The organism is Stenotrophomonas sp. (assembly GCF_050737075.1).
Taxonomy (GTDB): domain Bacteria; phylum Pseudomonadota; class Gammaproteobacteria; order Xanthomonadales; family Xanthomonadaceae; genus Stenotrophomonas.
In genome coordinates, this window is sequence record NZ_JBOHXV010000016.1 from 12723 (window position 1) to 24527 (window position 11805).

At 68.5% G+C, this 11805-nt stretch carries 11 protein-coding genes; 5 read left to right on the plus strand and 6 right to left on the minus strand.

All coding sequences use genetic code 11. From position 1 onward, the window contains the following. Positions 1 to 181: 181 nt before the first annotated feature. From ACREPD_RS05835 to ACREPD_RS05855, 5 genes are all read left to right on the plus strand, one after another. Positions 182 to 736, plus strand: coding sequence for an RNA polymerase sigma factor (locus ACREPD_RS05835; protein ID WP_431598439.1), 555 nt, complete (start codon positions 182 to 184; stop codon positions 734 to 736). Further along, positions 733 to 1731, plus strand: a complete 999-nt coding sequence (locus ACREPD_RS05840; RefSeq protein ID WP_431598440.1) for a hypothetical protein — start codon at positions 733 to 735, stop codon at positions 1729 to 1731. Before ACREPD_RS05835 ends, ACREPD_RS05840 begins: the two co-directional genes overlap by 4 nt. A 34-nt stretch (positions 1732 to 1765) precedes the next feature. Further along, entirely contained in the window at positions 1766 to 2374 is a 609-nt protein-coding gene (locus ACREPD_RS05845; protein ID WP_431598441.1) for an IMPACT family protein, read from the plus strand. Further along, positions 2367 to 4133, plus strand: a complete 1767-nt coding sequence (locus ACREPD_RS05850; RefSeq protein ID WP_431598442.1) for an ABC transporter transmembrane domain-containing protein — start codon at positions 2367 to 2369, stop codon at positions 4131 to 4133. Before ACREPD_RS05845 ends, ACREPD_RS05850 begins: the two co-directional genes overlap by 8 nt. Before the next feature lie 71 nt (positions 4134 to 4204). Beyond that, entirely contained in the window at positions 4205 to 4402 is a 198-nt protein-coding gene (locus ACREPD_RS05855; RefSeq protein WP_431598443.1) for a hypothetical protein, read from the plus strand. A 227-nt stretch (positions 4403 to 4629) separates the two neighbouring features. Here ACREPD_RS05855 and ACREPD_RS05860 read toward each other — a convergent pair whose 3' ends face one another. The 6 genes from ACREPD_RS05860 to hrcA all read right to left on the minus strand — a co-directional run bounded on the left by ACREPD_RS05860 (position 4630) and on the right by hrcA (position 11742). Next, positions 4630 to 5742, minus strand: coding sequence for a prephenate dehydrogenase (locus tag ACREPD_RS05860; protein WP_431598444.1), 1113 nt, complete (start codon positions 5740 to 5742; stop codon positions 4630 to 4632). After that, the gene (gene pdxY / locus ACREPD_RS05865; RefSeq protein ID WP_431598445.1) at positions 5739 to 6647 is read right to left on the minus strand and encodes a pyridoxal kinase; all 909 of its coding nucleotides are present in this window, start codon (positions 6645 to 6647) and stop codon (positions 5739 to 5741) included. The genes ACREPD_RS05860 and pdxY overlap by 4 nt, the downstream gene beginning before the upstream one ends. Positions 6648 to 6723: 76 nt before the next feature. Continuing rightward, positions 6724 to 7851 (minus strand): molecular chaperone DnaJ, encoded by a 1128-nt coding sequence (gene dnaJ, locus ACREPD_RS05870; protein ID WP_431598446.1) that lies wholly within the window; start codon positions 7849 to 7851, stop codon positions 6724 to 6726. Between the two features lie 161 nt (positions 7852 to 8012). Then, entirely contained in the window at positions 8013 to 9947 is a 1935-nt protein-coding gene (gene dnaK, locus ACREPD_RS05875; RefSeq protein ID WP_431598447.1) for a molecular chaperone DnaK, read from the minus strand. A gap of 129 nt (positions 9948 to 10076) precedes the next feature. Then, positions 10077 to 10592, minus strand: coding sequence for a nucleotide exchange factor GrpE (grpE, locus tag ACREPD_RS05880; protein WP_431598448.1), 516 nt, complete (start codon positions 10590 to 10592; stop codon positions 10077 to 10079). Between the two features lie 82 nt (positions 10593 to 10674). Continuing rightward, a complete protein-coding gene (hrcA, locus tag ACREPD_RS05885) occupies positions 10675 to 11742 on the minus strand; it encodes a heat-inducible transcriptional repressor HrcA (RefSeq protein ID WP_431598449.1) in 1068 nt (355 codons plus the stop codon). Positions 11743 to 11805 lie beyond the last annotated feature (63 nt).

The window sequence follows — 11805 nt, forward strand, 5'->3', positions numbered from 1 at the left end:
CCCGGGGGCAGTGGAAGCCCGGCAACCCCGTTTATCGCCGATGGACGTTGTTGTTTGTGTGTTCCCTCCCTGCCCGCTCCCTGTGATGCCCATTGCTGCGCCAGCCAGGCAGGGCCTGGCTCTACCCCGCCCTCCGCTCCTCGGCTATGCGGGGGCGCATTCAGCGCTTACTCTGTGCGCCGTGGATGCCGCTGCCCTGCCAACCGACGAGTCGCTGATGCTGGCCTGGGCCGGTGGCGACCTGCGCGCGTTCGAGACCCTGTACGCGCGGCACCGCAACCGCCTGTACAGCTTCCTGCTGCGCCAGCTGCGCGATGCGGCGCTGGCCGACGAGATGTTCCAGGACGTCTGGCAGCGGGTGATTGCCGCCCGCGCAGGTTGGCAGCCCGAGGCCGCCTTCACCACCTGGCTGTTCCGCATTGCCCATAATCGGCTCAATGACCACTGGCGCGCCTCACGGCACCGCCCTGCAGCACCCGGCGATGCCGACGAGCGGGTGGCGCGGATGAGCGACAGCCGCACCCCCGAGACCCAGCTGTCCGACTTCGAGCAGCGCCGCCGGCTGCAGCTGGCGATGGAGCAGCTGCCCGAGGAGCAACGCACGGTGCTGCAGCTCCGGCTGGAGCAGGAGCTGAGCCTGGAGGACATCGCCGAGATCACCGGCGTGGGCCGCGAGACGGTCAAATCGCGCCTGCGCTACGCGATGGACAAGCTGCGTGCGGAGTTGAACCCATGAACCGCCCTGACCCGCTGACGCCGGAAGAACGCGAGCTGGCCCGCCTGCTCGGCCGGCCCGCGCCGAGCGCGCCGTCCGCCGCGCTGGACGAGGCCGTGCTCGCCGCCGCGCGTGCGGCTGTGCAACCCACGGCCGTGCGCGCTGACGACGTGCCTTCGGGCGCTGCGGTGCCGCCTGCCCGACGCCGCCCGCGTTCGCGCCTGCCCGCGGCACTGGGGCTGGCCGCATCGCTGGTGTTCGCGGTGGGTATTGCCTGGCAGCTGAAACCGGACTCGTCGCCGCCGACGGCCCCGGCGGCCGCGGATGTGGCGGTCGACACGGCCACCGCGCCGCCGGCTGCCGACAGCAGCGCCCCCCCCGCCCCGGCCCGGGTCGCGCAGGAAACGGCTGCAGTGCCGCCCCCGGCGCCAGCCGAGACGCCAGCACCCGCACGTGCGCCGGCCGAGGCACCTGCACCCGCACCTGCGCCGGCCTTGGCCAAGACCCTGCCGCCGCCGGCGCCGGCCGCCCAGATGGCGGCCTCGCCTGCGCCGCCCGATCCCACTCCCGTCCTGTCCGCGCGCAGCCAAGCCTACGAAGCGGCGGCCGCCGACACGTCGGCCGAGCTGGACAGGGTCACCGTCACCGGCGCGCGCGTGGACGGCGCGCGCGAACGCGCCGACACCGCGCCTGTTGCGTTGGCGGCACCGCCGCCCGCAGCTGCACCTGCTGCGGCACCTGCACCTGCGGCGGCAGCAGCATCGCGCGCGACCAGCGCACCGGGCGTAATGGGTCGCACAAGATCGGCGCTTGTCAGCGGCACGCTCTCGACGCGTGCGCTGGAGACCGCCGTCGACGCCGACGCCGCCCTGCCCCGCAGGCAGTGGCTGACGCGCATCCGCGAGCGCCGTGACGCGGGCGATGTCGAAACGGCGCGCGCCAGCCTGGAGCGCTATGTGCAGCAGTACCCGGAAGTGCGCGTGCCGCGCGACCTGCGCCAGCTGCTCGATCCGTGAGCCGCGACACGGCATCCCCACTAGAATGAGCGGGATGTCCGATACGCTCGCCACCGCCGTCAGCCACAGCCTGGACATCAAGCACAGCCGCTTCGTCGCCCATGCGGCGCCCATCGACGCGGTCGCCGATGCGCTGGCCTTCCTGCAGCAGGTAGCGGTGGCCGATGCCACCCACAACTGCTGGGCATACCGCTACGGCAACGAATACCGCTCCAGCGACGATGGCGAACCCGCCGGCACCGCCGGGCGGCCCATCCTGGCCGCGATCGACGGCCAGGGGTTCGACCGCGTCATGGTGGTGGTGATCCGCTGGTACGGCGGCATCAAGCTGGGCGCCGGCGGGCTGGTCCGCGCCTACGGTGGCACCGCTGCCGAATGCCTGCGGACCGCGCCGCGCCTGCCGCTGGTGGCGCTGGCGGAACTGCGCGTGCAGGCCGGCTTCGAGGATCTGGGCACGCTGCATGCGGCGCTCGCCGCCCACACGGCCGAGAAACTGGGCGAATCCTTCACCACGGTGGGGGTCGAACTGCAGGTGCGCCTTCCTGCCGATCAGGTCGAGCCATTGAAAACCCGCCTGCGCGACGCCACCCGTAACCGTATCCGCATTCATCCGCGCACCGAACCAGGCCTTGTCCATGACTGACCCCGCTTCCCCGCCCGCCCCCTCGCTGCGCCGCCTTGGCAGCCTGGGCACGCTGTGGCCGTTCGTGCGCCGTCATTCGGGTCTGTTCAGTGCCTGGCTGGTGGCATTGGCGGTCTCGTCGGCGGCAACGCTGAGCCTGCCGCCGGCGGTCAAGCTGATGATCGACCACGGGTTCAACAGCAACGGGCAGATCAATCGCGCCTTCGCGCTGCTGTTCCTTGTCGCGGTGGTGTTGGGGCTGGCCACGGCCGCGCGCTTCTTCTTCGTCTCGCTGCTGGGTGAAAAGGTCGTGGCCGACCTGCGCAGCCGGCTGTATGCGCATCTCATCGCGCTGGGCGCCGGCTTCCACGACCGCAGCCGCAGTGGCGAACTGGTCTCGCGGCTGACCGCCGACAGCGAACTGCTGCGCAGCGTGATCGGCTCCACCATGTCCGTGGCCCTGCGCAGCAGCGTCACGGTGGTAGGCAGCCTGGTGATGCTGTTCGTGACCAGCCCGCGTCTGGCCGCATGGTCGCTGGTGGGCATTCCGCTGGCGGTCCTGCCCATCATCATCGGCGCGCGGCGCGTGCGCGGCATTTCGCGCGCCAGCCAGGACCGGATCGCCGATGCCAACAGCCTGGCAGCGGAAACGCTGGGCGCGGTGCGCACGGTGCAGGCCCACGCGCGCGAACCCTACGAACGCAACCGCTTCAACGCGGCCCTTGCCGAATCGATCCGCGCCGCGCGACGCCGCATCGGCGCCCAATCGCTGGTGACCGCCACCGCCATCGTGCTGGTGTTCGGCGCGATCGTGGGTGTGCTGTGGCTGGGCGCGCATGACGTCAACGACGGCCGCATGACGGCCGGCACCCTGGGCCAGTTCGTGCTGTACGCGCTGATTGGCGGCGGTTCGGTCGGCGCGCTGGCCGAAGTATGGAATGAACTGCAGCGTGCGTCCGGCGGCATGGGCCGGATTGCCGAGCTTCTGCACGAAGACATCGAGATCTCCGCGCCGGCCGACCCGTTGCCGCTGCCGCAGCCATTGCGCGGCGAGATCCGTTTCGACAACGTGGTCTTCCACTACCCGCAGCGCCCGGACACGGCCGCGCTGCAGCACTTCGACCTGCACGTACGGCCCGGCGAGACAGTCGCGCTGGTGGGTCCGTCCGGCGCGGGCAAGAGCACGGTGCTGTCGATGCTGTTGCGCTTCCACGACCCGGCCAGCGGCAGCGTGCAGGTGGACGGCATCGATGTGCGCCGGGTCGACCCGGCGCTGCTGCGCGCGCAGATGGCACTGGTGCCGCAGCAACCCACGCTGTTTGCCAGCAGCGCGCTGGAGAACATCCGTTACGGACGCCTGGAAGCCAGCAACGAGGACGTGCAGCGTGCCGCGGAAGCGGCCGAAGCCGATGAGTTCCTGGCGGCCTTGCCCGAGGGCTATCTCACTGAGCTCGGCGAACGTGGCGCGCGCCTGTCCGGCGGCCAGCAGCAGCGCATTGCGATCGCGCGTGCCCTGCTCAAGGACGCACCGATCCTACTGCTCGACGAGGCCACCAGCGCGCTGGACGCGCAGAGCGAGCGCGCGGTGCAGCAGGCGCTGGAACGGCTGATGGCCGGGCGCACCACGCTGGTCATCGCGCATCGTCTGGCCACCGTGCTCAAGGCCGACCGGATCGTGGTCATGGACCACGGCCGGATCGTCGCGCAGGGGACCCATGCGCAGTTGCTGGCCGAGGGTGGCCTGTACGCTGAACTGGCGAAACTGCAGTTCATCGATTGATGACACACCGCTAACGGGACAGGTTGCATGGTGCTCACGCCCCATGTCCCTGTCGCTGAAGGAGGTGCTGCATGTCGTTCCGCCAATTCCCCGCCACCGATGCCAATGGCGATGACTACGTCATCATCGAATTCAAGGATGAGCAGGCCGGCGATGCCGGTAGTGCAGCCGATCCGCACGTGCGCTATGAGCTGGCCGATGGCCGGCGCCTGGTGCGCGACGGTCGCGCATTCCGGACCAGCGGTGGCGAACTCACGTTGAGTACCTGACCCCCCGATGCGTATCGACCAACGGTCGATACCTACCGATTGCGCATCTACCAACGGTAGCGCACGACCGTTGGTCGTGCGGTGCGGCGCCCCGTCGCGCGACGATGTGCGTTGGCCAATTAATCGCCATCCATCTTGACAGCCTTGCATGGCGGGGGCTGCGGAAGGTTATCCACATGCTTGTCCGCAGTTCATCCACACCCCCTGTGGATGAATGTGGCACTGCGTCAGCGTGGCAGCACGCGCCCGAGACCACTCGCGTCGATCTCCACCGCCGCCCGCTGCATCGCCTGCAGGTCGCTGCCAGCCACGAAGCCCATCCGGAAGTGCACCTCACCGCCTGGTGTGCGCGAAGAATGGATCGACGCGAGACTCACACCGTGACGCTCGAACACATGCAACAGCTCGCGCAGCGAGCCGGGGCGGTCTTCGGGCAGGTGCACGCTGATCGCATTGCGTTCGGTCAGGTCAGCCAACAGGTAGCCGACCCGCTCGAAGGTGTAGTTGCCGGCCGCCAGCAGCGCCTGTCCCTGGTGCTCGCGGTTGTCCCGCAGCAGTTGCTCACGGAACGCGGCGCGCGCGGCATCGTCGCCCTGCCCGACCTGCTCGCGCAGCTGCTGCAGCTGTGCCAGCAGTCGATCAAGCATCGGCGCCACGTGCGGGTTGCCGAACTGGATGTCCTCGTAGATGGCCGGGTTCATCGACAGGATGCGCGCGATGATCGCCGTGTCCAGCTCGAACGACGCCGAGCGGTACGGCATCAGCTCGGGCAACGCGCCCAGCAGCGGCGCGTATTCGCGCAGGACGCCGGCCTGGGCGAGGTGGGTGGCATGCACCATCGCCTGCACCAGCGCCATGACCTGGTCGTGGTGTTCGGGCGTGGCACGCACGCACTCGGCCTCCAGCGCAGCGCACAGCGACTGCAGCCACGGCTGCCACTGCGACAGGCGCGCCTCGCACACCACCATCACCCGGCCCTTGAGCGTGGGTGCCTTGGGCGGCGCGGTCATCGGGTGCAGCCCGACCACCTCCGCGAGCGAGGTGAGCATGGCGGCCACCGGCTCGCTCTTGACCGAGGTGACATCCAGCCACAGGCGACCGGCCTCGCGGCCCGCCGAGCGGGTCACGTAGTCGGCGATCAAGGCCGGCGTGTGGCGGATCGGCGCGGAGAAGATCAGCACCTGCGCACGCGACAGCAGCGTCTCCGGATCCTCCGACTGTGGGTCGGCCGGGTCGTGGCCGATCACTTCAAGGCCCATGCGCTGCTGCAGGAACCCGCGCAGCCAGCGCCCGTAGGCACCCGCACTGCCGACGATGCCGACGACCGGTTGCAGGCTCACGCCAGGCGCTCGGCAAGGAAGCGATGAGGCTGCGCGAGCGCGGCCGGCGCGGCGGCCAGGACATCGAATTCTTCGTGGTCGTTGGCCAGGGTGGCTTCCAGCGCGGCGTGCACGCCCGAGATCGAGCGCGACAGCGCCTGTTCGAAGCGCTCACCGCGCAGCAGGAAGGCGACCAGCAGCGACATCAGCACATCGCCGGTGCCGGCGACGTCCACCGGCAGGTGTGGCGAGGACCAGCGCCAGATCGCATCGCGGCTGACCGCCAGGGTGACCAGTTGCCCCGGTTCGCCGCCGACGCTGTGCGCCAGCACCCACTCCGGCCCGCGTGCCAGCAACGCCTGCGAGGCCGCGATGGCGTCGGCCTCGGCCAGGCTGGGCATGCCGGTCAGGCGGCCCAGTTCGAAGGCATTCGGCGTGACCAGCCATGCATGTGGCAGCAGGCGTTCGGCGAAGATTTTTTCCAGGCCCGGCTCCACGTAGGGGCCGGTGTGGGTATCGCCGATCACCGGGTCAAGGCAATAGCGCAGCTGGGGCGACGCCGGCAGCACCGTGTCGAGCCAGTCGGCAAAGGCGGCGCCATTGCCGACGCTGCCGAAGTAACCCGAGACCAGCATCTTCGCGCGCGCGGGCAGGCCACGCTCGGTCGTACCCAGCAGCAGTTCGGCGAACCAGTCGGCCGGCAGCACGCGGCCACGCGTGGTCGGATAGAACGGCGCATTGCTCAGCAGCGTGGTGGGGATCTCGGCGACACGCACGCCCAGCGCGCGCAGCGGCGGCACCGCCGCACTGTTGCCGGCATGGCCGTAGACCAGCTGCGACTGGACCGAAATGACGTCGACCGGCGACGGACCGTCCGGGCGCTGGCGGCGCCCGTGGACCAGATGGCTTTCGAGGGATTCGTTCATGGCTCGATTTTAACGCCGCGGACACAAAAACACCGGGACATGCCCGGTGTTTTTGTGTTGCAGGTGAAACGATCGATTACGAGGTCATGCGGTCCCAGAACCCCTTCACGCCGTCGATGAAGGTCGCCGACTTCGGCGAGTGCTTGCGCGCTTCTTCGCCGGTGAAGGTGGTCTCGAACTGTTCGAGCAGCTTGCGCTGTTCAGTGGTCAGGTTCACTGGGGTCTCCACCACCACGCGGCAATACAGGTCGCCTTCGCTGCGGCTGCGCACCGAACGCACGCCCTTGCCGCGCAGACGGAACAGCTTGCCGGTCTGGGTTTCGGCCGGAATGCGGATTTCCGCATAGCCACCCAGGGTGGCCACGCGTACGGTGTCGCCCAGCGCGGCCTGCGAGATGCGGATCGGCACTTCGCAGTGCAGGTCGTCGCCATCGCGCTGGAAGATCGCGTGCTCGCGCACACGCACTTCCACGTACAGGTCGCCTGGCGGGGTGCCGGCCGGACCGGCTTCGCCCTCGCCGGCCAGGCGGATGCGGTCGCCGGTATCGACGCCCGCAGGCACCTTCACCGACAACACCTTGTCTTCCTCCACACGACCGTTGCCATGGCAGGTCTTGCAGGGGTTCTGGATGATCTGGCCGCGGCCGTTGCAGTTGTGGCAGGCCTGCTGCATGGCGAAGATGCCACGCTGGATGCGCACCTGGCCCTGCCCACGGCAGACGCTGCAGGTTTCCACCTTGCCGTCGTCCGAACCGCTGCCGTGGCAGTCGTCGCACTCGGCCAGGGTCGGAATTTCGATACGGCGCTCGATGCCGCGCACCGCTTCTTCCAGGTCCAGCTCCATCACGTAACCGATGTCGGCGCCGCGACGTGCCTGGCGCTGGCCACCGCCGGCGCCCCCGAAAATGTTGCCGAAGATGTCGCCGAAGATGTCGCCCATGTCCGGGCCGCCCGGACCACCGCCGCCGCCCATGCCATGCTCGAACGCCGCGTGGCCGTGCGCATCGTACATGCGCCGCTTGTTGGCGTCGGACAGGGTTTCGTAGGCTTCCTTGCACTCCTTGAACGCCGCTTCCGCGGCGCTGTCGCCGGGGTTGCGGTCAGGGTGGTGCTTCATCGCGCAACGGCGATAGGCCTTCTTCAGTTCTTCTTCGCTGGCCGTGCGGGACACGCCCAGCACTTCGTAAAAATCGCGCTTGCTCATGGTGTGAATCAGTATCCGGAAGTCGGGATTCGTCAAAGCGGAAGAGCGGAACCAGGTCCGCTCTTTCGTCGGGCGCCCCGGCACACCGGGGTACGGTGGTCAGGACCCAGTGGAAACGACAACGGGACGTTGCCTGCGCAACGTCCCGCGTCATGTCCGGATCAGGACTTCTTGTCGTCCTTGACCTCGGTGAACTCGGCGTCGACCACGTCGTCCTGCGCGCCGTTGTTGCTGCCGGCACCGGCATCGGCACCCGGGGCGGCACCGCCCTGCTCGGCCGCGGCCGAGGCGGCGAACAGCGACTGACCAGCCTCTTCCAGCACCTTCGACTTGGCTTCGATCTGTGCCTTGTCGTCGCCCTTCATCGCGGTTTCCAGGTCGGCCAGGGCCGATTCCACGTTGCCGATCACGTCGCCACCGACCTTGCTGCCGTGTTCCTTGATCGCGGTACGGGTACCGTGGATCAGCGCGTCAGCCTGGTTGCGGGCTTGGACCAGCTCGTGGAACTTCTTGTCTTCTTCGCGGTTGGCTTCCGCGTCGGCGACCATGCGTGCGATCTCGTCCTCGGACAGACCCGAACCGGCCTTGATCTCGACCTTCTGTTCCTTGTTGGTCTTCTTGTCCTTGGCCGACACGTGCAGGATGCCGTTGGCGTCGATGTCGAAGGACACTTCCACCTGCGGCAGGCCGCGCTGCGCCGGCTCGATGCCGGAGAGGTCGAACTTGGCCAGCGACTTGTTGTAGCGGGCCTGTTCGCGCTCACCCTGCAGCACGTGCACGGTCACGGCCGACTGGTTGTCCTCGGCGGTGGAGAACACCTGCGAGGCCTTGGTCGGGATGGTGGTGTTCTTCTCGATGATCTTGGTGAACACACCGCCCATGGTTTCGATACCCAGCGACAGCGGGGTCACGTCCAGCAGCAGCACGTCCTTGACGTCGCCGCCCAGCACGCCGCCCTGGATCGCCGCGCCCAGTGCCACGGCCTCGTCCGGGTTGACGTCCTTGCGCGGTTCCTTGCCGAAGAACTCGGTGACGGCCTGCTGCACCTTCGGCATGCGGGTCTGGCCACCGACCAGGATCACTTCGCTGATGTCGCTCGAACGCAGGCCGGCATCATTCAGCGCGATGCGGCACGGTTCGATCGACTTCTTGATCAGCTCTTCCACCAGCGCTTCCAGCTTGGCGCGGGTCAGCTTGATGTTGAGGTGCTTCGGACCCGACGCGTCGGCGGTGACGTACGGCAGGTTCACTTCGGTCTGCTGGCTGGTGGACAGCTCGATCTTGGCGCGCTCGGCGGCGTCCTTCAGGCGCTGCAGGGCCAGCGGATCCTTGCGCAGGTCGATGCCCTGGTCCTTGTTGAACTCGTCCACCAGGTATTCGATGACGCGGTTGTCGAAGTCTTCGCCGCCCAGGAAGGTGTCGCCGTTGGTGGCCAGCACTTCGAACTGCTTCTCACCGTCGACGTTGGCGATTTCGATGATCGACACGTCGAAGGTGCCGCCGCCCAGGTCGTACACGACGATCTTGCGGTCCTTGCCGTCGCCCTTGTCCAGGCCATAGGCCAAGGCAGCCGCGGTCGGCTCGTTGATGATGCGCTTGACTTCCAGACCGGCGATGCGGCCGGCGTCCTTGGTCGCCTGGCGCTGGCTGTCGTTGAAGTAGGCCGGCACCGTGATCACGGCTTCGGTCACGGTCTCGCCCAGGAAGGCTTCGGCCGTCTTCTTCATCTTCTCCAGCACGCGCGCGGAGATTTCCTGCGGCGCCATCTTCTTCGCGTCGCTGGTCTGGACCCAGGCGTCGCCGTTGTCGTGGGCCAGGATGCCGTAAGGCACGTGCGCGATGTCCTTCTGGACTTCAGCGTCGGTGAACTTGCGGCCGATCAGGCGCTTGACGGCGTAGAAGGTGTTCTTCGGATTGGTGACGGCCTGGCGCTTGGCCGAGGCACCCACCAGCACTTCGCCGTCCTTGGTGTAGGCGACGATGGAAGGCGTGGTGCGGTCGCCCTCCGCATTCTCGATGACGCGGGCCTTGCCGCCGTCCATGATCGCCACGCACGAGTTGGTGGTGCCGAGGTCGATACCAATGATCTTGCCCATGGGGGAGACTCCTGAAAAGTTGGGAACATCCGGCAGTTGCCGGGTTATGAATGGGATGTATGGGACGCTGCAAACACTTTCAAGCCATCTATCGAACGCTGTGTCCGATGGCGGCCAAACGCGTTCAGGTCAATCGCGGGCGACCACGACCAGCGCGGGGCGCAGCAGGCGGTCGTTGAGCTGGTAGCCCTTCTGGAACACCTGGACCACGCTGCCGGGCGCCGCGCCGGGCGCGTCGACCTGGCTGATGGCCTGGTGGTGTTCAGGGTTGAACGGCTGGCCGGTAGGATCGAGCAGGAGCAGGCCGTTGTCGGCGGCGACCTTGAGCAGCTGCTTGTAGGTCAGCTCCAGGCCTTCGCGCAGCGGGCTGGGTTCGGCACCGGCGGCATTCAGGCCGGCGTCCAGGCTGTCGAAGACCGGCAGCAGCTCGCCCAGCAGCTTCTCATTGGCGAAGCGGCGCGCCTGTTCGACGTCGCGGGCCACGCGCTTGCGCTGGTTGTCCAGGTCGGCGCGCTCGCGCAGCGACTCGGACCGGAGCAGGGCCAGCTCGTTGTGCAGGGCGTCCAGCTGCTGCTGCAGGGTTTCACCCACGGCGGCGTCGCCGGCCGGGGACTGGGATGCGATATCAGGCTGATCTTGGTTCATTTCCGGATCCTTGGCGGTGACTCTCCGCCTCCACCCACCCCTATGTGGGCGTCCGGACCCGATTCAAGAGCAGGAGGCGCGTTTAGGCCCTATCCCGGGACAATCCGCCGCCGGTCGGCGCATCCAGCGCCGCCCCCAGCACCTGCGCGGTGGCCTCCACCAGCGGGATCATGCGGTCGTAGGCCATCCGCTTCGGCCCGATCACGCCCAGGACCCCCAGCACCTGCCCACCGGCCGAATACGGCGCGGTGACCAGGGAGACATTCTCCAGCGGCATCACTCCGGTCTCCTCGCCGATGAAGATGCGCACGCCCGGGGCCTGGATGGTGCGCTCCAGCAGCTGCAGGATCTCGCGCTTGCTGGCGAACACGTCGAACAGCTCGCGCAGGCGGTCCAGGTCGGACAGGTCCTGCACGCCCATCAGCCGGGTCTGCCCGGCCAGCACCATGTCGTCGGCCGGCGGCGCCATCGCCTGCTCGGCCAGCTCCACGCTGTGGGCCAGCAACTGCTCCATTTCCGAACGCGCCTCGCGCAGCTCCACCAGCAGCCGCGAACGGATCTCGGCCAGCGGGCGGCCGGCGCAGTGCGCGTTGAGGTAGTTGGCCACCTGCTCCAGTTCGGCCGGCTCCCAGCTGCGGCGCGGCTCGATCACCCGGTTCTGCACCTCGTTGTCGGCGAACACCAGGATGGCCAGCACCCGGCGCGCGTCCAGCGCCACGAAATCGATGTGGCGGAAGGCGAACTGCTCGCGGCGCGGGGCGCCGACCACGCCGACGAAATGACTCATGGCCGACAGCAGCTCCGAGGCACTGCCCAGCAGCGCCTGGGTGCCGGCACCGCTGGAGAGCTCACTGCGCAGCCGGCTCAGCTCGCCCTCGCCGGGCGGCTGCATCTTGACCAGGCTGTCCACGAACACCCGGTAGCCGTGCGCGGTCGGCACCCGGCCGGCCGAGACATGCGCAGAGCTGAGCAGGCCCAGGTCCTCCAGGTCGCCCAGGATGTTGCGGATGGTGGCCGGGCTGACGTCCAGCCCGGCCAGCCGCGCCAGGGTCTGCGAGCCGACCGGCTCGCCGTCCTGGATGTGGCGCGCGATCAGCGTCCGCAGCAGATGGCGGGCACGCGGGGCAAGGTGGGTCGCGGAGGGATGCATGGAATCAGCCTGTGAGACGCCTTATTAGATAATGGCGGGGCCAGGCGTTGGCAAGTGAGCCCG